The sequence below is a fragment of the Desulfogranum mediterraneum DSM 13871 genome, from assembly GCF_000429965.1.
Taxonomy (GTDB): domain Bacteria; phylum Desulfobacterota; class Desulfobulbia; order Desulfobulbales; family Desulfobulbaceae; genus Desulfogranum; species Desulfogranum mediterraneum.
The window spans coordinates 103,315-122,228 of record NZ_AUCW01000016.1; the positions used below are offsets into that span (position 1 = coordinate 103,315).

Consider the following 18,914-nt stretch of genomic DNA (forward strand, 5'->3'; position numbering starts at 1 on the left):
TGAAATGGAGAAAGATACTTTCTCTAAAGATAAGCATCTTTCCTGTGAAATCTCGGAAAAAAGAGGAGTTGTTGTCGCTTGACAGGGACCACGGTGTGGTGTCTTCGGGTTGGCCAGGGAGGAGGGACTCCGGGTGCGCCGGCCTCAAGGCAGGGAGAAACCCTGGCTGAAGAAGGGGGCGTGGTTGGAGGTGAACAGGGGAGGGTCCCGGTGGAGGATGGGGGCAATCAGGGGATGACGTTTGAACTCCCTGTCCAGGAAGGTGCGGATCTTTTTCCGCGACCAGCCCAGGGGATGGGTAAAGTCCCGGTAGAGGGAGAGGTCGTCCTCGGACCACTGGCTGGACTCTACCCGATCGGCATCCCTGCCCAGCAGGGGCATGTTGAAGATGGCCAGGTTGAGGAAGGTGATGGCGCTGTGATGCTTGGCGGTAAACTCAAGGGTGTCCCTGGCCTGGCTCAGGGTCTCGGAGGGGGTCCCGAAGAGCAGGTAGACATAGCTGGCGATCCCGGCCTGCTCCAGGGCCCTCAGGGTGGCGGAGATCAGCTCCAGGGAGATGCCCTTGCCCATGGCATCCAGGACCTGCTGGTTGCCCGACTCCAGGCCCAGCTTGAGCATCACGCAGCCGGCGGCCTTCAGCTGCCGGCAGAAGGCCGGGTCAGCCAGGTTGTGGTCGACCCGGGCAAAGCCGTACCAGGGCACCCCGGGTGGCCGAGTAATCAGGCTGCGCATCAGGGCAGGGGAGAGGGCGTTGTCCAGGAAGTGGAGCAGGCTTGGTCTGAGGGTTTGGCAGCAGTGGGCCAGGTCGCGCCGGATGGTGGTCAGGTCGGTGGGGCAATAGGGGTTGCCCTCGGCCTCTTCGGGACAGAAGGAACATCTGTTCCAGTAGCATCCAGAGGAGGCGGCATAGGGCAGGGTCAGGCCCGGCGAGAGGTAGTGCTCCAGGGGCAGGTCGCTGTAGTCGGGCGGAGCTGAGCAGCTGAGTTGCCGGCCGAACAGCGCCAACAGCGGCTGCTCGCCCGGGCCGGCGATGCAGTGGTCCACCAGCCGGCTAAAGGGATCCTCCCAGTTGGGATGGCTCATCCAGGAGGTGATCAGGCCGCCGCCCAGGATGATGCTCAGCTCCGGGTAGTGGCTGCGGAGAAAGCCGATCATGGCAAAGGTGGTATTGGCCTGGCTGAGGTAGTTGAGGGAGAAACCCACCCGGGAGAAGTGGTGCCGGTCGCAGAGCTGGCGGAGCCGTTGTTGAAAGTAGGGGAAGTAGAGGTTGCCCCGATGGTTGCGGGCGGCAGCCAGGAGCTCTCCACTCTTCAGGGGCGAGCAGCCGAGCTCCTGATAGTTGCCCAGGCTGAGCTGGAGCTCCGTCTCGCCATGGGCCCGGGCAGACTGTTCCACCACCCGGTTGAGCTCGCGCACCAGCCCTTGGTAGCGGTCCTGGTTGGTGTAGAGCTCCGGGGTGCGGATGGCGGCCAGGTTGCGCTTAAGGTTACGCTCGGCCCGGATGGACCAGGTGTCTGTCGGCTTGCGCTTGCCCTCCAGCAGATAGAGCAGCCCCTCCAGGCTGGCATCCAGCAGGGTGCAGGGCAGGCCATGGGCCCGGAGGCAGGCCGCCAGCCGGGGAATGCCGGCTGGCGGTTCACCGGGCTTGGCCACCGGCGGATGAATCAGCAGCATGGCTGGGCCCGGAAGAGAGGAGAAGGCGTTGAGTCGGGAACCGGGGGCAGGCCGGGCAGGTTCAACTGCGGCTCACCGGCAGGCCGTGGGCCTGCCACTCCCCCACTCCCGGGGCATAACGATGGATGCGGGTATAACCGAGTCGGACCGCCACCCGGGCGGTGAAGCTGCTTCGTACTCACGAAGGGCCGTCTCAGTAAAAGGCGATGGCCCGACTGTGATCCCTGCCCAGGAGCCTGGCCAGGGAACGGCTCTTAAAGAGCCTGCTCCAGAGGGTGGGGGGGAAGGGAAAGGAGACCGCCCCCTGGATATGACCCTGCTGGTATTTTTCCTGATCGCGCAGGTCCACGATCAGGAGTTGGGGGTCCTGCTCGTAGCAGCTGCGGAGTGCCTGGGTGGTGATTTCCGTATAGCTGGGTGTCATGGTGTCTGCCCCTTGTCTTCAGCGTCGGTGCCTGCCGTTTATTATACCGATTCCCTGGTCTTGTGAAAGACAACCTCAGGAAAGAGTTCCTGGGTATGGGAGAGTCGCCACATCCCGTCGGCCAGGTAGGAGAGGTGGCCCTCGGCGTCAAAGGCCAGGTTGGCCTGGTTCTTCTTCTCAAACTCCCGCAGCTGCTGTTTGTTGTCGCTGGCCACCCAGCGGGCCAGGGTGAAGTTCATGGGGTGGTATTCGGCGTCCACCCCGTACTCCGCCTTGAGCCGGGTCATGGTGACCTCGAATTGGAGCACGCCCACGGCCCCCAGGATGTAGTCGTTGCCGATCAGGGGCCGAAACATCTGGACCGCACCCTCCTCGGCCATCTGTACCAGACCCTTCTGCAGCTGTTTGATCTTCAGCGGGTTTCTGAGGATGACCCGGCGGAAGTGTTCAGGGGCAAAGTTGGGAATCCCGGTAAACTTCAACTCCTCCTTGTCGGTGAAGGTGTCGCCGATCTTGATGGTGCCGTGGTTATGGATGCCGATGATGTCGCCGGGATAGGCTTCTTCGACATTTTCCCGGTTCTGGGCCATGAAGACCGTGGCATTGGAGAGGCTGATCTCCTTACCCAGCCGATGGTGGCGGACCTTCATCCCCCGGGTATACTTGCCGGAACATATCCGGAAAAAGGCGATCCGGTCCCGATGGGCCGGATCCATGTTGGCCTGGATCTTAAAGGTGAAGCCGGAAAAGGCGGTCTCTTCCGGCGCAACCATCCGACTGACGGTGGCGCGGGGACCTGGGGAGGGCGAGAGTTCCACAAAGGCATCCAGCAGTTCGCGCACCCCGAAGTTGTTGATGGCGCTGCCGAAGAAGACCGGCGTCTGGCTGGCCTTGAGGTACTCCTCATACTCAAAGGGGTTGGCAGCACCCTCCAGGAGTTCGATATCTTCCCTGAGCTTGTCCGCATCCACGCCCAGGAGCTCGTCCAGCCTCGGGTCGTTGACGTCGCTGACCGTGATATTATCCTCGGGCCGGGTATCCTGGCTGGGGACAAAGAGGTTGAGTTCCTTGCGAAAGAGGTTGTATACTCCCTTGAAGCCCTTGCCCATGCCGATGGGCCAGGACAGGGGCGCGCATTCAATCTGCAGTTTTTCCTCGATATCCGAGAGGATCTCCAGCGGATCCATGCCGTCCCGGTCCAGCTTGTTGATAAAGGTGATGATCGGGGTGTTGCGCATCCGGCAGACTTCCATCAGCTTGGTGGTCTGGGTCTCGACCCCCTTGGCACTGTCGATCACCATCAGGGCGGAGTCCACGGCGGTGAGCACCCGGTAGGTATCTTCGGAAAAATCCTGGTGACCGGGGGTGTCGAGCAGGTTGATCTCAAAGTCGCGATAGTTGAATTTCATCACCGAGGTGGTGACCGAGATACCACGGTCCTTTTCAATGGCCATCCAGTCGCTGAGCGCATGGTTGGAGGTCTTTCTGGACTTGACCGCCCCGGCCATCTTGATGGCCCCGCCGAAAAGCAGCAGCTTTTCCGTGAGGGTGGTTTTACCTGCATCAGGGTGACTGATGATGCCAAAGGTCCTGCGTTTTTCGATCTCGTTTTGAAATTGACTGCTCACGTTACAACCGTTTATCCAGGGGGATGATGAAGGGGCGGCAACCGGGTCCGGGGACGGTTGCAGCCCGTGGTAGAATCTTCCAAAAAAAAAGATGGGTCGATCCTCCGACCCATCAGCAGGGGTTATATACTCTATTTTACGTTTTTTGTCCAACATTCTTGTCACCGGGCAGCAGCGCGCTGGGCGAGGCCGGCGGTGCAGGGGAAGCTGGGCCTGTCTTCAGGGTCGTCCAGCAGAGGAGAGAACAGCTATGACGCAGATAATGCGGCCATGTTTTTTTTTACACGGTCTTGACTCATCCAGCCAGGGCACCAAGGGACGCTGGTTTAGCCGCCACTTTCCGGAGATGCGTATCCCGGATTTCAGCGGCAGTCTGGAGGAGCGGCTGGAGCAGCTGGCCCGGCTCTGCGGTCCGGATGACCAGGCCCTGCTGGTGGGCTCCAGCTTCGGCGGCCTGATGGCCACCATCCATGCCCAGCGCAATCCGGGCGCCTGCTCCCGCCTGATCCTGCTGGCTCCGGCCCTGAACTTTGAGGCCTATCAGCCCCCGCCAAGCCCCATCCAGGTCCCTACCCTGGTGATCATCGGCCAGGATGACGTGGTGACCCCGCCGGAGTTGGTGCTGCCCCTGGTCCGGCAGAGCTTTGCAGCTCCCGAGATCTCGCTGGTGGCCGACGACCACATGCTCCACACCACCTTTCCCGAGCTGGATTGGCCGTCCCTGCTGGCAGCAGAGTAGCCACTCCTCCCCACTCCTGCCGGTTGCGCAGACCCGGCCCGGGGCGTGCGGTCCCCTGGTGTAGGGGCTGGTCTCTCGTGGCCTGGGTGTTTAACGCTGGAGCAGTTCCAGCTCGATATCCACTGCCACACTTTCTCCCACCAGCCCCATCTGGGCAAAGGTACCGCTGCCCACGGTGTACTCCAGGCGGTTGAGGCTGAGCTTGCCGCGAAAGCCGGCAACCCGGGCTCCCTTCATGGCCGGATGCGCCTTGCTCCCCAGGTAATCAAGGGGCAGGACGATCTCCCGGCTGATCTTCTTGATGGTCAGGATCCCTTTGACCAGGTAGAGGTCGCCTTCCCCCGGATGGACGCCGCTGCTCTGGAAGGTGATCCGGGGATATGTTTTTTCGTCAAAAAAATCAGGAGAGAGCAGGTGCTTGTCCCGTTTGGGATTGGCCGTGCTGATGGATTTGACCGGGATTTCAAAGCGGAAGCTGGACTTTTCCGGGGCAGCGGGATCAAAGCGGACCCTGCCCTGAAAGTCCTGGAAGTGGCCCCTGATTCCGGAGTAGATGTGACGGACGGTGAAATAAAAGCCGGAATGATCCGGATCTGTCTCCCAGTGATCCGTTGCCGCACAGAGCGGAGCGGCGGGCGCCAGGACCAGGGAAAAGAGGATGATGAGGTGGCGGAATATCTGCATGGTAGCCCTCTGACGACAGGGTGAATGTTCAGTCCCCACAGACCTGGACGGTGCCACGTTGCGGGGGTGCGGCTAGAGCAGAATATAGCTACTGCTTGGGGAAAAACAAGCTGCCCCTGTTTGAGAAAGGCGCCATCAAGGCAGCCTTCAGAGGGAAAAGAGCTCGTCATGGATATCCCGGCGGGCATAGCCCAGTTCCAGGAGAATTCCTCTCAGCTCCCGGACCATGGCGCCCGGGCCGCAGAGAAAGGCTGCGCCCGGGCAGGGCAGGGAGCTCACCATGGGGGCCAGCTCTGCCCTGCCCAGGCGGCCTCTTGCCCCGGGACCGCCACTCAGATGGTAGTGGAGCCGGAGCTCCTTGAGCTGGCCGGCCAATTGGGCCAGTTCTGCAGCAAAGACCAGCTCCTCCCGGCTGCGGCAGGACCAGAGCAGCTGAACGGGTCGTTGCTCCCCCTGGTCGGCCATGAAGGTGAGCATGCTGATCATCGGGGTGATGCCGATGCCGCCGGCAATGAGGAAGAGGGCTGCAGCCCCGGGGGCCTGGAGGTGGCTGAACTCGCCGTAGGGTCCGCTGATCTCGACCCGGGCCCCAGCCGGCAGTCGCTGGATGGCATCGGTCCAGTCACCGCAACTGCGAATGGTGAAACGCAGCGCCTCTGTCCGGGTGGGAGTGGAGCTGAGGCTGAAGGGATGTGGTTCCCGGCTGATCCCCGGTGCCCTTACCCGGAGAAAGGCATACTGACCGGGAAGATAGTCAAAGGCTGTGGCGCCGACAGGCTCCAGGAGCAGGCTGTGGATGGTCGGGTTGAGCCGCTGGACAGCGCTGACCTGCCAGCCCCGGGAGGCGCGCAGCGGCCGGGCGAGGCTCAGGGCCGTGAGCAGCAGGAAAGCGAGGCCCACGATCAGAAGCAGGGTTGCGGGCAGCGGCTGTCTGAAGGTGTCGCTGACAAAGCGGATATGGATGAGCAGCAGCAGGGGGAGGAAGAGGCCGACCAGGCGATGGGTCCGCTGCCGGATGTGATAGGGGATGGTGACGGCGTGGGGCCCGGAGTGGGGGAGCAGGGCGGCCAGGCTCTGGAGGATCAAGAGGGCAAGCAGGGCTGCGCCCACCAGCTCGGGCCAGAACTTCCAGCCCAGGGGCAGGTTGTCGAGGCCTTCAGGCAGCAGGATCAGCAGGGGATGGGCCAGCACCAGGAGCAGGATCAGGCCCGCTCCCAGCCGGTGGCCCTGGCGCAGGAACCGGCCGCCCAGGAGTCGATCCAGCCATTGCCAGCGGGCCACCATCATCAGCTGGGCCGGCAGCAGCAAGGTGGCCCAGAGGGCGACCACCTTGCCCAGACGAAGCAGGCCCCTGTCCCAGCCGAACTTGTAGAGCATGGTGGTGGACTCGAACAGGAAGGGCACGGTCGCCCCGGCCGCCAGCAGGCCCAAGAGGATGGAGCCGGCAGAGAGCAGAGTCAGGCGGCGCTGTCGGCGGCTGGCCAGTGGTCGGCTCATTGGCCGGGCCTTACTCCCGGTGGAGCAGCATGCCGGCCCACTCCTCCTGATGGAGGGTCTCTGTCAGGGAAAAGCCGTGGCTGCGGTAGACTGCGGCGATGTTTGCCTCCTGTTCCCCCTTGAGGATGCCGGCCAGGACCAGGGCCGTGCCCGGGCAGGCGAGCCGGCTGAACTCTGGGGCCATCTCCACCAGGACATCGTGGATGATGTTGGCGCAGATCAGCTGGTAGCTGCCCTGGATCTCTTCCAGGGGGGTCTGGCTGACCTGGACCTGCTGCTCCAGCTGGTTGTTGGCCACATTTTCCCGGGCCACGCTCACTGCCTCGGGATCGTTGTCGATGGCCACCACCCGCTCTGCGCCGAACAGGGCCCCGGCCATGGCCAGGATACCGGTGCCGGTACCCACGTCCAGGACCGCAGACCTGCCGTCTGCCATGTCCCGGGCCAGCAGTTGGAGGGCCATGTGGGTGGAGGCATGCTGACCGGTGCCAAAGGCCATGCCCGGATCCATCTCGATCACCCGGGTGTCCCCGCTGGGCTGGTACTCCTCCCAGGAGGGTTTGATCACCAGCCCGGGGATGATCTCAAAGGCGGCAAAGTACTGCTGCCAGCTGGTGGCCCAGTCTTCATCGGCCAGCAGGGCGGTCTCCATGGGTTCCATCTCCTGCTCATAGAGTCCAAAGAGTTCCTCCATGGCCGTGGCGACCTTCCTGCAGATGGCCTGCTGCTCTTCGCTGGCGGAGCTATCGCCGCTCAGGGGGAAAAAACCGCTGATCAGGCAGGCCTCTGCCTGTTCCGGGCTCTGTTCCACCCCGGAACCACTGAGGGCAGCCATCAGGTCTGCGGCTGCCTCGCTGAGAACGGTGGGGGTCTGGATGGTGATCTTTAACCACTGGGTGTCGGAGTGTGCTGCCATGGTCTCTACTCGTTGCAATCTCTGTGGGTGAAGGGGATGGTGGCCCTGGACGGCGAGATGCTCCTGCCCGGGCCCTGACGGTATCCCGTTTCTATACCTGGAATCTCTCCGGAGGGCGAACCTTTCCGGGAGAAGAGTCTGGTCAAAGTTCATTTTTGTAGTATATAGAGCGCTGCCCTGGTTGGCTGAGCTCCCTGTATGGAGGGCTCAGCCTTGGATCTCCACCGTGAACCGTCAATCAGCACCAACAACCAAAAAACATGCTTGGAACCATTGTAAACGCCCTGGCCATCATCGCCGGCAGCCTCCTGGGGCTGCTCTTCAGCAAGGGGATCGCCGACCGTTATAAAGAAATCGTGATGTCCAGCGTGGGCCTGGCCGTGGCCCTGATCGGCATCAAGAGCGCCCTGGTCTCGGACAGCCTGATGGTCGTGATCCTGTCGGTGATTTTGGGCGGACTCTGCGGAGAGTTTCTCCGGATTGAAGATCACCTGGAGCGGCTGGGCGCCTTTCTGGAGCGCCGGGTTGCGGCCAGATCCAGCGATACCAGCTCCTTTGCCCGGGGCTTTGTCACCGCCAGCCTGGTCTTCTGTGTGGGCTCCATGGCCATTGTCGGTTCCCTGGAGAGCGGCCTCACCGGCAACCACCAGACCCTGTTTGCCAAGTCTGTCCTGGATGGGGTGACCTCGGTGATCTTTGCCTCGGCCATGGGGCTGGGGGTGATCTTCTCCAGCCTGGCGGTGTTTTGCTACCAGGGGCTGATCACCATGACCGCGGTCCTGATGAAGAACCTGCTCATCCCGGAGACCATCGAGCAGATGACCTCGGTGGGCGGCCTGCTCATCCTGGCCATTGGCCTGAATCTGCTCAAGATCACCACCATCCGGGTGGGTAACCTGATCCCGGGGATATTCCTGCCCCTGCTCTGGTTTGGAGTGATGCCGTGGCTGCCCTGAGTTCTCGAATCGTGAGCCCGGGACCCAAGATCGGCACCCTCTTTGGCGAGGATGGTGAGCTGCTCGTCCCGCCCGAGGGCTGGGAGTTCCTGCCTGCCGGCGATGGTCCCCTGACCCGCCGGGTCAAGCAGCTGGGCCCCTGCTGGCAGGTCCAGGTGCAGAAGGGCAGACGTACGATCTCCCGGGGCATCTGGGCGCCGGCTGCCCATATCCGCACCGCCAGGGAGGCCCTGGAGGCGAAGCGGGCCACCCCGGAGCACCGGCGACGCAAGGCCACGGATCAGGCCCGGAGGGAGCGGCAGCACCAGGCCTATGTCCGGGAGTTTTACCAGGCCTGCCTGGAGTTCCTGGCCTTTGCCCCTGCCTATGAGCAGCAGGCCCGGCTGCTGGCGCAGGCGGTGACCAGTCTGGCCACCCCGGTGGGATCGGGCACCGTGGCCCGAACCAGCCGTATCCCCCTGGAGGAGCGGGTCCGGGCGGCGGTGATAGCCTGGCTCCGCCATCAGACCACGGGCTACGATCAGATGGTCATCCCCCGGGTCAAGGGGCGTCGCCGCGAGGTGCGGCGGCTGCTGGCCCGGCGCTCGGTGGAGCTTTTGGCCAGGTACCGTGCCGGTGAAGCCCTCACTCCCTCCTGCCCCCTGCGCCTGGCCCTGGAGAAGGCCCGGGCCCAGCCAGGGGCACCGCTCAGTTCAGTCTGACCCCATCCTCCAGCTCAACCGTCCGCTGGGCCAGGGCCGCGTAGGCCGGCTCATGGGTGACCATGACGATGGAGAGCCCCTCCTGGTGGAGCTCAGCCAGAAGCGCCATGATCCGGCTGCCGGTGGCGGTGTCCAGGCTGCCGGTGGGCTCGTCGGCAAAGAGGATCCTGGAGTCGGTGACCAGGGCCCTGGCAATGGCCACCCGCTGCTGTTCTCCGCCGGAGAGCCGGCCTGGCAGCCGGTCTGCCAGGCCGGTCAGACCCACCCGCTGCAGACACTGCCTGGCCCGTTCCCGCTCAGCCCTGCTGATCGGGCTGAGTCCGCCCATCAGGGGGAGGAGGGTGTTTTCCAGAACCGTCAGGTAGGGCAGCAGGTGGTGGAACTGGAAGATCACCGCAAAGTCGGTTTTTCTGAGCCGGTTGCGCTCCTTTTCTGCCAGGCTGGTCAGCTCCTTATCGTGATAGTGGATCTGACCGCTGTCCGGTCGGATCAGGGTGGAGAGGATGTTGAGCAGAGTGGTCTTGCCGGATCCGGAGCGGCCGATGATGGCGACAAACTCGCCCTCTGCCAGGCGGAAGTCGATCTGTTGGAGGACCGAAACCCTGGTCCCGTTGCAGCTGTAGTGTTTACTGATATTCTGGGCTGAAAGCATGGTCTTCTCCTAGAACTGGGTCAGGGCGGCTGCCGGTTCGATCCGGGCCCCCTGCCAGGCGGGGTAGAGGGCGGCGATGACGGCAATGGCGGTAAAGGCCAGGCTGCTCAGGACCAGCTGGCCCGGGTCGAATTGGGGTGTGAGCCCCTCGGCCAGGCTGAGCAGGCCCAGGGCCCTGTCTGCGGCCAGGAGGCCGGTCAGGTAGCCACCGCAACCGGCCATGGCCCCCAGGAGGGCGGCCTCCAGGCAGAAGATCAGGAAGATCCGGGACCTGGCGTAGCCCAGGGAACGGAGGATGCCGATGTCGCAGCGTCGTTCGTTGACCGCCGAGAGCATGGAGAGGCCGATCATGGCCGAGGCCGTGACCAGGATGATCACACTGATGCTCAATGCCAGCCGCTGGACAAAGCGGACCGAGGCCATCCGCTGGTTGACCACCTGCTGGAGGGCCGTGACCTCGGCAGCGGGCAGACTCTCCCGGAGCTGGGCCACGATATCTTCGATGGGGCAGCCCGAGCAGAGGGCGGCCACCTCGACGAAGCTGGCAGCTCCTGGACGCTCCATGAGTTCCTGGAGCAGGCCCAGATCCATGAGCAGCACCGAGTCGTCATCGCTGCCGGTTTCGCTGAGGATGCCGCCAATGACCAGCTCCCGGCCCAGGACGGCAAGCCTGTCGCCCTGGCTCAGACCCAGGGCGGTAGCCGCCCTGGCTCCCACCAGCAGTTCGTCTCTCTCCCGGGGGAATCGCCCCGAGGTCGTACCCCAGTAGCTCTTCAACCGCAGTTCCTGGTCCCAGCGGACCCCCACCAGGGCCACGGCCTGCTCCTTGAGCCGGACCATGGTCACCAGCTTGGGGGCCACGGTGCTGATGCGTTCCCGGAGGCCGATGCTCTCGATGGCCACTTTGGTGGCCGCTTCCTGGAGGTATTCCGGCTCAAGGAGCATCTCGCCCAGGTGGAAACCGCCGTAGCTGACGCTGAGCTTCTCCCTGTGCGGGCTCACCATGATGTTGGCCCCAAAGGAGTTGAGCTGCTGTTCCAGGTTATGGCCCACCACCCGGGAGACCTGGGAGAGGGTCACGATGGACATCACCCCCAGGGAAAAGACCAGCAGCAGCAGCCCGGTCTTGAGGGGCCTTCTCCGGATATTGCGCAGGGGTATGGTCAGGAGGTTCATCGCCTGCTCCTGAAAAAACGGTTACCGGCAGCGATATCCCGGGAGTCGATGACCAGTTCAGCTCCCTCCAGTCGCCGCCTCAGCGGGGCCGGATTGCAGCCGCCCCGCTCGACGTTGATCCGGCTGGTATGGAACTTCTGGCCGCAGTTGACGCAGGTCATGAAGTCACCCTCCTTGGTGTAGCCCTTGGCCGCGGGAAAGCAGACGTCGCAGGCATCAAAGGCTGCCCGGATCACCCCGTCCCGGCTCCGGACGACAAAAAACCGGATAGCGGTCCCAGCCTGCTGATACTTGTAGTAGTGGGCCTTGTCGTCGTTGATGCGTTCCAGCGGGATCCGGACCTGGTCCTGGCTGGGGCTGACGGCTTTATGGCGGGAAAAGAGGCTGAAGCCTGCCAGGCCGGTGGCAGGGGGCAGGACAATGAAGAGAATCAGCAGGCCGCAGAGGGCCAGGCGAGTAGGATGGTGCATGGTTGTTCTCCTGAAAGATGACTGCAGGATCTTCTCCTGCAGGGATGGAGGTTGGTCTCCTCATGGTGGTTGTCATGAGGGCGTTGGCAGTCGCGACGGAGGCGTTGCTGGGTCCAGGCAGGCAGGGGAAGGGCTCTTGATCAAGGGTGAAGGCGGTCCAGACCCCTGGTCGGCTGCAGAGTTCTCCCAGGATGCTCCCGGGGAGCGGTCTCAGGCCAGCAGGATGCAGAGGATGGTGTAGAGGGGCGTGGTGGGGATGTTGGGATCGGGCTGGCGCGCTCTCCAGGCCTGGGGGGGCTTGGCGGGAGGGGGGAGCCGGACTGTCAGCAGCCAAGGGGGCGGCGAAGGTTCCAGCTTCTGGCTCGGCTCAACCAGGAGCTCCTCTCCGCTGAACCGAGCCGGACAGTTCTGGCAGAGACAGCCGCCTCCCTCTTCCAGTGGCGTCGCCGGCAGGGGAAGGGCTCCGGAACCATGGGCCTGGGGAGGGTGCTCCATCCCCAGGCAACAGGGAGGCAGCCCGCTCTGACCGCCGTTGCAGGCCGCGGTGCAGAGGACAAGGCCCTGGCTCAGTCCCTGGCCGCTCAGGACCAGGATCAGCAGGGGGATCAGGAGTGTGGAGCGAAGGCTTGGTATCATGGCTGCAGGCAGGTTGAAGGTACTGTACTGTACCACAACGTGGTTGCAGGGGCAAGGTGCCGGCCGGAAAAAAACAAGCTGCTGTCAAGGGAAGGCAGCCAAGGGCCTGGTTGGGCTTGCTGTTGTGCAAAGGGTGCCATGGGAGCCACGTTGTGGGGCTGGTCCCTGTCCAGGGGCCCTGTGGTGGACGGAGGAGCACTGTTTGCGGGGGAGATGCTCTGCCGAAGAGTTATGGGTGTCGTGGCCAATGGCCAATCGAAGTGGCCGGTCGCTTCTTGCTTGACCCGGCTGGGGAGCTTGACTATAAAGGGGGAGCCGGCGGATGTGCAAATTGTGCCGGATTGTCCAGTGGCACGTCTTGGGGACGCTGCCTCTGCTGTAATGAATCAACTTTACCAGGAGGGAAGTGAAGTGAAGAGAATGATCGTTCGCCTGTCCTTGGTCCTGGCTGTGACCCTGGTTGCCTGGGGCACCAGCGTCAACGCCGCCACCCTGAAACTGGCCATGGATGCCGATCCGGTATCCCTGGATCCGCATGTCCAGCTCTCTGCCGGGATGTTGCAGTACGCCCACATGGTCTTTGACCCGCTGGTCCGCTGGAGCAAAGATGGCGGCCTGGAGCCGCGTCTGGCCGAAAAGTGGGAGCAGATCAATCCGACCACCACCCGTTTTTACCTGCGCAAGGGCGTCAAGTTCCATTCCGGCAACGAGCTCAGCGCCGATGACGTGGTCTTTACCTTGGCCCGCCTGAAGAAGTCCGAGGACTACAAGGGGCTCTTTGAGTACTTTACCGAGGCCAAGGCCGTTGACAGCCATACCGTGGACCTGATTACCAGGGAACCCTACGGTCTGGTCCTGGCCATGGCCACCTACATCTTCCCCCTGGACCACAAGTTCTACAGCGGCAAGGACGAGCAGAACGGCAAGATGAAGGACGTGATCATCAAGACCGACTACTCCTTTGCCAACTTCAACGAGTCCGGCACCGGCCCCTTCAAGGTGACTGGCCGTGAACAGGGGGTCAAGACCACCTTTGTTCGCTTTGGCGACTACTGGGATCCGAACACCGGCAACGTCAGCGAGATCATCCTTACCCCGATCTCTGAGCCGCCCACCCGGGTTGCCGCCCTGCTCTCCGGTGATGTCGACTTCATCATGCCTGTTCCGCCCACCGACCTGGAGCGGGTCAAGAAGACCGACGGACTCCAGCTGGTCACCATGTCCGGATCCCGGATCATCACCTTCCAGCTCAACCAGAAGCGCAGGCCCGAGTTTGCCAATGCCAAGGTGCGTCAGGCCATGGCCTATGCCTACAACAACGTCGGCGTTGCCAAGAAGATCATGAAGGGCTTTGCCACCCCGGCTGCCCAGAACTCGCCCCGTGGCTATCAGGGACACAATGCCGCCCTCCAGCCCCGCTACGACCTGGCCCGGGCCAAGGAGCTGATGAAGGAAGCCGGCTATGAAAAGGGCTTCAGCTGTACCATGATCGCTCCCAACAACCGCTATGTCAACGATGCCAAGATTGCCCAGGCCTTTGTGACCATGATGAGCAAGATCAAGATCAAGGTCACTCTCAAGACCATGCCCAAGGCCCAGTACTGGGATCAGTATGACGCCCAGGTCGCCGATATCCAGATGATCGGCTGGCACTCCGACACCGAGGACTCTGCCAACTTCTTTGAGTACCTCAACATGTGTCCTGACAAGGAGACCGGTCGCGGTCAGTACAACTCCGGCAACTACTGTAATCCCGAGGTGGACAGGCTGACCCTGGCAGCCAACGGAGAGACCGACAATGCCAAGCGCTCCGTCATGCTCCGCTCCATCGAGCAGATCCTCTTTGACGATGCGGCCTTTATCCCGCTTCACTGGCAGAATCTCTCCTGGGCCTCCAAGAAGAACATGAATACCGAGGAGATCATCAACGTGATGAACTTCCCCTACTTTGGTGATCTCAACATTCAATAATCTGTGAAATCGACAGCTTAATGACTATGTTGCTCTTAAAGGGAACACCGGCGCTGCCGGCGTTCCCTTTTCTTGTTTCTATCGTGTGATTATGTTTGCATTTACTGTACGAAGAGTTGCCCAGGCCGTCCTGGTGATGCTGATCATCAGCCTGATCGGTTTTTCCATCAAGCATAACTTTGGCGATCCTGTGCGTGAGTTGGTGGGGGAGCGGGTGACCCCCCAGGAACGCCAGCAGATCCGGGACCAGCTGGGCCTCAACGACCCCTTCATGGTCCAGTATGGCCGCTTCCTGAAGAGCGCCGTCCATGGCGACCTGGGCCGCTCCTTCTTCTTCAAGAAACCCGTGACCGAGGTGATCCTGGCCAAGGCCCCTGCCACCCTGGAGCTGGTCTTCTGCGCCTCGCTGATCGTGATCCTGCTCTCGGTCCCCCTGGGGATCTACTCGGCCATCCATCCCAGGCGTCTCCTCAGTCGGCTGATCATGGGCGTCTCCATTGTCGGGGTCTCGATGCCGGTCTTTCTCACCGCCATCCTCCTGATCTATATCTTCTCGGTGGAGTTGGGCTGGCTGCCCTCCTTTGGCCGGGGGGAGACCGTCCAACTCTTCGGCTTCTGGGACTCCGGGCTGCTGACCCGCGACGGCCTGCGCCACCTGCTGATGCCCTCTGTCGCCCTCTCCTCGATCATGCTGCCCCTCTTCATCCGCCTGATCCGTTCCGAGATGATGGAGGTGCTGGAGACCGAGTACGTCAAGTTTGCCTGGGCCAAGGGGCTCCGGCCGCGCCGGGTCTGGTATGTGCACGCCTTTAAGAATACCCTGTTGCCGGTGATCACCGTGGGCGGGGTCCAGCTGGGCATCATGGTGGCCTTCACCATCCTCACCGAGACTGTCTTCCAGTGGCAGGGGATGGGCTCCATGTTCATCGAGTCGGTGGAACGTGCCGATACCGCCCTGATGGTCTCCTATATCGTGGTGGTCGGCTTTATCTTTGTGGTGGTCAACACCCTGGTTGACCTGATCTATGGCCTGGTGAATCCCACGGTCAGAATTGCAGGGAGGAAATAAGATGATCAACTTCTTGCGGCGCTTGCGCTCCTCTGACTTCAGCTACTATTTTTTTCGCGATCCCATTGCCCTGGTCTCCTTTGCGGTGCTGCTGGTGCTGGTGGTGGCCGCCTTTTCCGCGCCCCTGATCGCCCCCCATAACCCCTATGACCCCACCACCATCGACATCATGGACTCTGAGCTGCCGCCGGCCTGGGCAGCCGAGGGGAGCCGGAACTTCCTCCTGGGTACCGATGACATGGGCCGGGGCATGTTCTCCACCATGCTCTACGGGATGCGGATCTCCATCATCATCGGCCTGGGTGCGGTCCTGCTCCAGGCGATGATCGGGATCGTGGTCGGCCTGCTCTCGGGCTATATCAAACGACTGGACTCCATTCTGATGCGGATTGCCGATGTCCAGCTCTCCTTTTCCACCTACATGATCGCCATCTTCATCGGTGCCACCTTTCAGATGGTCTTTGGGGTGGCCAACTATGAAAAGATCGCCGCCCCTCTCCTGATCCTGATCATCGGCCTGGCCGAGTGGCCCCAGTATGCCCGTACGGTGCGGGCCTCGGTACTGGCCGAGCGGCAGAAGGAGTATATCGAGGCGGCCCGGGTGATCGGGCTCTCCAAGGTGCGGATCATGTGGCGCCATATCCTGCCCAACACCCTCTCACCGGTGCTGGTCATCTCCACTGTGCAGGTGGCCAATGCCATCATGAGTGAGGCCGCGCTCTCCTTCTTGGGATTGGGCATGCCCCAGAATAAACCCTCCTTGGGCTCGCTGATCACCTCTGGTTTTGAATATATCTTCTCCGGATCCTGGTGGATCACCATCTTTCCGGGCATCCTCCTGGTCACCCTGATCCTGGTCATCAACCTGCTGGGCGACTGGGTCCGGGACTACCTCAATCCCAAGCTCTATAAAGGATAATACAAAGGATACGTTGTGGAAAAACTCCTTGCCATCAACAAGCTCAGCGTCGACTTCACCCTGCGTGAGTCCACCCTGCGTGCAGTCAATAAGGTCAGCCTCTCCCTGGACCGAGGGGAACGGTTAGGGATCGTCGGCGAGTCCGGTGCCGGTAAGTCGGTGTTGGGCTTCTCCATCATCAATCTGATCTCCAAGCCCGGCCGCATTGCCGAGGGCAGCGTGATCTTCCAGGGTGAAGAGATCTCGGCCTACAGCTACGAACAGATGCGAAGGGTCCGGGGTGACCGGATCAGCATGATCTTCCAGGATCCGATGATGACCCTCAACCCGGTCTTGACCATCGGCGAGCAGATGCGGGAAAGCCTCAAGGCCCATATGGAGGTGAGTACGGCCCAGGCCAACGAGATCTGCCTGGAGAAGTTGCGTAAGGTCTATATCCCCTCCCCGGAGAAACGCCTTGAGCAGTATCCCCATGAGTTCTCCGGGGGAATGCGGCAACGGATCATCATCGCCATCTCCCTGTTGACCAATCCGGCCATGATCATCGCCGATGAGCCCACCACGGCCCTGGATGTGACCATCCAGGCCGAGATCATGGAGCTCCTGCTGGAACTCTGTGAGACCGAGCAGATGGGGCTGATCCTGATTACCCATGACCTGGCCGTGGTCTCCCAGGTCACCCAGCGGATCGCGGTGATGTATGCCGGTACCATCGTCGAACTGGGCCGGACCGAGGATATCATCACCCATCCCCAGCATCCCTATACCATCGGCCTGCTCGGCGCCCTGCCCCAGCGGGCCGGCTCCAGTGGTCGTTTGAACCAGATCCCTGGGGTGATGCCGGGACTGGCCCGGATTCCCCGGGGCTGTCCCTTTAAGAATCGCTGCAGCCTGGCAGCCGAGATCTGTGCCACCAAGCCACATTTAAGAAAGAGCAGCTCCGGGAGTGAGGCCGCCTGTCACATGGTAGGGACAGAGCAGAGCACAGCAGCATGAACCAGAACAGAGGCTCGCTGCGGTGGTGAGCAAAGCTGGCTCCACCGGCAGCAGCCCTCTGAGAGAGAAGAGAGTATGAAGGACCCTTTAATGTTGGTACGTATCCGCAACCTGGTCAAGGAGTTTGATATCACCGGCGGCTGGCTCGATCAGTTCCGTTTCAGCGGCGGCAGGATAGAGCGGGAGAAGACCATTGTCCGGGCAGTCAACGGGGTGAGCATCGATATCCCCGAGGGGCGAACCGTCAGCGTGGTGGGCGAGTCGGGCTGCGGTAAGTCCACCCTGGCCCGGACGGTGATGCGTCTCTATCCGCCTGAGGCAGGGGAGGTCTACTACCGTGAGCAGCGGATCGACAACCTGAGCAGTAAAGAGCTCAAGCCCTTTCGGACCCGGATGCAGATGGTCTTCCAGGACCCCTATGCCTCCCTTAACCCCCGGATGACCCTGGGAAAGATCCTCCGGGAGCCGGTTCATTTTCACCAGCCCAAGCTGGCCAAGGGTGAGGTCAGGGATCGGGTGGCGGCGGTGATGGAACAGGTGGGGATCGACCCGGACTGGCAGAGCCGCTATCCCCACGAGCTCTCAGGGGGGCAGCGCCAGCGGATCTCCATTGCCCGCGCCCTGACCGTGGAGCCGGAGTTTATCGTCGCCGACGAGCCCATCGCTGCCCTGGATGTCTCCATCCAGGCCCAGATCCTCAACTTGATGATGGATCTCCAGGAAGAACATAAGCTGACCTATCTTTTCATCAGTCACGATCTCTCGGTGGTGGAGCATATCTCCAATCAGGTGGCGGTGATGTACCTGGGCTGTCTCTGTGAGTTGGCCACGGCCGAGGAGCTGTTCAGTGGGCCCCGTCATCCTTATACCCAGGCACTGCTCTCGGCCATTCCCCGCCTGGGGAAGAGGGCCGGCCACGAGCGGCTCTCCGGGGATGTCCCCTCACCCATCAGCCTGCCGCCGGGCTGTGTCTTTCACACCCGTTGTCGCCATGCCCGGGAGCGCTGCCGACGGGAGATTCCGGTTCTCTCTGAGGTGGAGGGCGGCAGCCGGGTCGCCTGCCATGGTGTGGAAGAGGGGAGGATCTAGCTTCCCCCGGAATTCTGGGGCGTTCCTGCCGGCTTACACCGCCGGCTGGTGGAGGAAGAGGGAGATACCCAGACTGAACATGAGCAGGCCCAGCATGGTATCCAGGATGCGCCAGGAGGTGTTGCTCCGGAACAGGGGGGCCAGTTTTCTGCCCCCGAATCCCAGCAGAGCGAACCAGAGGCAGGAGGCACAGATGGCCCCGGCTGCAAAGAGCAGCCGCTCCTGGCCGTTGAAGCGGGCCCCGATGGAGCCGATTAGGACCATGGTGTCCAGGTAGACATGGGGGTTGAGCAGGGTCACGGCCAGGGTGGAGAGCACCACCGTGGCCAGGGAATCTTCCACCCGGCCGGCTGGTTCCATTCTGCCGCCCTTAACGGCCGAGAACAGGGAGCGGAGGCCGTAGGCAAAGAGGAAGCAACTTCCCCCCCAGAGGGTCAGCTGGGCCAACAGCGGTCGGCTGTTGATCAGGGCCCCTACCCCGGATATCCCGGTGGAGATCAGGACGGCGTCGCAGAGAGAGCAGATCAGGATGATGGTCAGGATCCGGTTCTTTCTGATACCGTTGCTGAGGATAAAACTACTCTGGGCACCGATGGCAATGATCAGGGCGGCTCCGGTGGTCAGTCCATGGACAAAGGGCATCGGCGTGGTCCTCTTGCGAAGATGCTCTGGCTGATTTTTCTTCCTCCTCGTAACTGTCACTTTATTTTAAAAATC

The 18,914-nt window shown here is 62.2% G+C and carries 19 protein-coding genes; 8 read left to right on the forward strand and 11 right to left on the reverse strand.

Annotation, left to right across the window (positions count from 1 at the left end; genetic code table 11):
• Positions 1–144 precede the first annotated feature (144 nt).
• The 3 genes from G494_RS0108430 to G494_RS0108440 form a co-directional block, all read right to left on the reverse strand.
• Entirely contained in the window at positions 145–1,674 is a 1,530-nt protein-coding gene (locus G494_RS0108430) for a B12-binding domain-containing radical SAM protein (RefSeq protein ID WP_028584176.1), read from the reverse strand.
• Positions 1,675–1,867: 193 nt separating this feature from the next.
• Positions 1,868–2,098: a rhodanese-like domain-containing protein gene (locus G494_RS0108435; RefSeq protein ID WP_028584177.1), complete on the reverse strand. Its 231-nt coding sequence runs from the start codon at positions 2,096–2,098 to the stop codon at positions 1,868–1,870.
• Between the two features lie 41 nt (positions 2,099–2,139).
• Positions 2,140–3,726, reverse strand: a complete 1,587-nt coding sequence (locus tag G494_RS0108440; protein WP_028584178.1) for a peptide chain release factor 3 — start codon at positions 3,724–3,726, stop codon at positions 2,140–2,142.
• Positions 3,727–3,976: 250 nt separating this feature from the next.
• On the opposite strand from G494_RS0108440, the gene G494_RS0108445 reads away from it, so the two are divergent.
• Complete coding sequence (locus tag G494_RS0108445) at positions 3,977–4,465, forward strand: alpha/beta hydrolase (RefSeq protein ID WP_028584179.1); 489 nt, start codon at positions 3,977–3,979, stop codon at positions 4,463–4,465.
• A 90-nt stretch (positions 4,466–4,555) separates the two neighbouring features.
• Here the strand turns inward: G494_RS0108445 and G494_RS0108450 are convergent, their stop codons facing one another.
• The 3 genes from G494_RS0108450 to prmA all read right to left on the reverse strand — a co-directional run bounded on the left by G494_RS0108450 (position 4,556) and on the right by prmA (position 7,562).
• Positions 4,556–5,149, reverse strand: coding sequence for a YceI family protein (locus G494_RS0108450; protein ID WP_028584180.1), 594 nt, complete (start codon positions 5,147–5,149; stop codon positions 4,556–4,558).
• A gap of 147 nt (positions 5,150–5,296) precedes the next feature.
• Complete coding sequence (locus G494_RS0108455) at positions 5,297–6,646, reverse strand: FAD-binding oxidoreductase (RefSeq protein ID WP_028584181.1); 1,350 nt, start codon at positions 6,644–6,646, stop codon at positions 5,297–5,299.
• A gap of 10 nt (positions 6,647–6,656) precedes the next feature.
• A complete protein-coding gene (gene prmA / locus G494_RS0108460) occupies positions 6,657–7,562 on the reverse strand; it encodes a 50S ribosomal protein L11 methyltransferase (RefSeq protein WP_035245936.1) in 906 nt (301 codons plus the stop codon).
• A 260-nt stretch (positions 7,563–7,822) separates the two neighbouring features.
• On the opposite strand from prmA, the gene G494_RS0108465 reads away from it, so the two are divergent.
• Both G494_RS0108465 and G494_RS0108470 read left to right on the forward strand, forming a co-directional pair.
• Entirely contained in the window at positions 7,823–8,518 is a 696-nt protein-coding gene (locus G494_RS0108465) for a DUF554 domain-containing protein (protein ID WP_028584183.1), read from the forward strand.
• Entirely contained in the window at positions 8,515–9,219 is a 705-nt protein-coding gene (locus G494_RS0108470; RefSeq protein WP_153305811.1) for a DUF2293 domain-containing protein, read from the forward strand. Before G494_RS0108465 ends, G494_RS0108470 begins: the two co-directional genes overlap by 4 nt.
• On the opposite strand, the gene G494_RS0108475 is transcribed toward G494_RS0108470, so the two are convergent.
• The 4 genes from G494_RS0108475 to G494_RS0108495 form a co-directional block, all read right to left on the reverse strand.
• A complete protein-coding gene (locus G494_RS0108475) occupies positions 9,206–9,871 on the reverse strand; it encodes an ABC transporter ATP-binding protein (RefSeq protein WP_028584185.1) in 666 nt (221 codons plus the stop codon). The genes G494_RS0108470 and G494_RS0108475 overlap by 14 nt on opposite strands.
• Positions 9,872–9,880: 9 nt before the next feature.
• A complete protein-coding gene (locus tag G494_RS0108480) occupies positions 9,881–11,047 on the reverse strand; it encodes an ABC transporter permease (protein WP_028584186.1) in 1,167 nt (388 codons plus the stop codon).
• Complete coding sequence (locus tag G494_RS0108485) at positions 11,044–11,517, reverse strand: DUF2318 domain-containing protein (RefSeq protein WP_028584187.1); 474 nt, start codon at positions 11,515–11,517, stop codon at positions 11,044–11,046. Before G494_RS0108485 ends, G494_RS0108480 begins: the two co-directional genes overlap by 4 nt.
• Before the next feature lie 210 nt (positions 11,518–11,727).
• Positions 11,728–12,189 carry a hypothetical protein gene (locus G494_RS0108495; protein WP_028584188.1) on the reverse strand — a complete coding sequence of 154 codons (462 nt, stop codon included), beginning with the start codon at positions 12,187–12,189 and terminating at the stop codon, positions 11,728–11,730.
• Between the two features lie 375 nt (positions 12,190–12,564).
• Here G494_RS0108495 and G494_RS0108500 point away from each other — a divergent pair, with 375 nt between their 5' ends.
• The 5 genes from G494_RS0108500 to G494_RS0108520 all read left to right on the forward strand — a co-directional run bounded on the left by G494_RS0108500 (position 12,565) and on the right by G494_RS0108520 (position 18,197).
• Positions 12,565–14,124, forward strand: coding sequence for an ABC transporter substrate-binding protein (locus G494_RS0108500; RefSeq protein ID WP_028584189.1), 1,560 nt, complete (start codon positions 12,565–12,567; stop codon positions 14,122–14,124).
• A 91-nt stretch (positions 14,125–14,215) separates the two neighbouring features.
• Entirely contained in the window at positions 14,216–15,193 is a 978-nt protein-coding gene (locus tag G494_RS0108505; protein WP_028584190.1) for an ABC transporter permease, read from the forward strand.
• A gap of 1 nt (position 15,194) precedes the next feature.
• On the forward strand, positions 15,195–16,112 hold the full coding sequence (locus G494_RS0108510; RefSeq protein WP_028584191.1) for an ABC transporter permease: 918 nt from the start codon (positions 15,195–15,197) through the stop codon (positions 16,110–16,112).
• A gap of 15 nt (positions 16,113–16,127) precedes the next feature.
• Positions 16,128–17,108: an ABC transporter ATP-binding protein gene (locus tag G494_RS0108515; RefSeq protein ID WP_028584192.1), complete on the forward strand. Its 981-nt coding sequence runs from the start codon at positions 16,128–16,130 to the stop codon at positions 17,106–17,108.
• Between the two features lie 75 nt (positions 17,109–17,183).
• The gene (locus G494_RS0108520; RefSeq protein WP_028584193.1) at positions 17,184–18,197 is read left to right on the forward strand and encodes an ABC transporter ATP-binding protein; all 1,014 of its coding nucleotides are present in this window, start codon (positions 17,184–17,186) and stop codon (positions 18,195–18,197) included.
• Positions 18,198–18,230: 33 nt separating this feature from the next.
• Here G494_RS0108520 and G494_RS0108525 read toward each other — a convergent pair whose 3' ends face one another.
• Complete coding sequence (locus tag G494_RS0108525) at positions 18,231–18,839, reverse strand: LysE/ArgO family amino acid transporter (protein WP_028584194.1); 609 nt, start codon at positions 18,837–18,839, stop codon at positions 18,231–18,233.
• Between the last annotated feature and the right edge of the window lie 75 nt (positions 18,840–18,914).

Bases quoted from the DNA above. Each gene is read 5' to 3' on its own strand.
- G494_RS0108430 (WP_028584176.1), bottom strand. From the start codon at position 1,674: ATGCTGCTGATTCATCCGCCGGTGGCCAAGCCCGGTGAACCGCCAGCC.
- G494_RS0108435 (WP_028584177.1), bottom strand. From the start codon at position 2,098: ATGACACCCAGCTATACGGAAATCACCACCCAGGCACTCCGCAGCTGC.
- G494_RS0108445 (WP_028584179.1), top strand. From the start codon at position 3,977: ATGACGCAGATAATGCGGCCATGTTTTTTTTTACACGGTCTTGACTCA.
- G494_RS0108450 (WP_028584180.1), bottom strand. From the start codon at position 5,149: ATGCAGATATTCCGCCACCTCATCATCCTCTTTTCCCTGGTCCTGGCG.
- G494_RS0108455 (WP_028584181.1), bottom strand. From the start codon at position 6,646: ATGAGCCGACCACTGGCCAGCCGCCGACAGCGCCGCCTGACTCTGCTC.
- prmA (WP_035245936.1), bottom strand. From the start codon at position 7,562: ATGGCAGCACACTCCGACACCCAGTGGTTAAAGATCACCATCCAGACC.
- G494_RS0108465 (WP_028584183.1), top strand. From the start codon at position 7,823: ATGCTTGGAACCATTGTAAACGCCCTGGCCATCATCGCCGGCAGCCTC.
- G494_RS0108475 (WP_028584185.1), bottom strand. From the start codon at position 9,871: ATGCTTTCAGCCCAGAATATCAGTAAACACTACAGCTGCAACGGGACC.
- G494_RS0108480 (WP_028584186.1), bottom strand. From the start codon at position 11,047: ATGAACCTCCTGACCATACCCCTGCGCAATATCCGGAGAAGGCCCCTC.
- G494_RS0108485 (WP_028584187.1), bottom strand. From the start codon at position 11,517: ATGCACCATCCTACTCGCCTGGCCCTCTGCGGCCTGCTGATTCTCTTC.
- G494_RS0108505 (WP_028584190.1), top strand. From the start codon at position 14,216: ATGTTTGCATTTACTGTACGAAGAGTTGCCCAGGCCGTCCTGGTGATG.
- G494_RS0108510 (WP_028584191.1), top strand. From the start codon at position 15,195: ATGATCAACTTCTTGCGGCGCTTGCGCTCCTCTGACTTCAGCTACTAT.
- G494_RS0108520 (WP_028584193.1), top strand. From the start codon at position 17,184: ATGAAGGACCCTTTAATGTTGGTACGTATCCGCAACCTGGTCAAGGAG.
- G494_RS0108525 (WP_028584194.1), bottom strand. From the start codon at position 18,839: ATGCCCTTTGTCCATGGACTGACCACCGGAGCCGCCCTGATCATTGCC.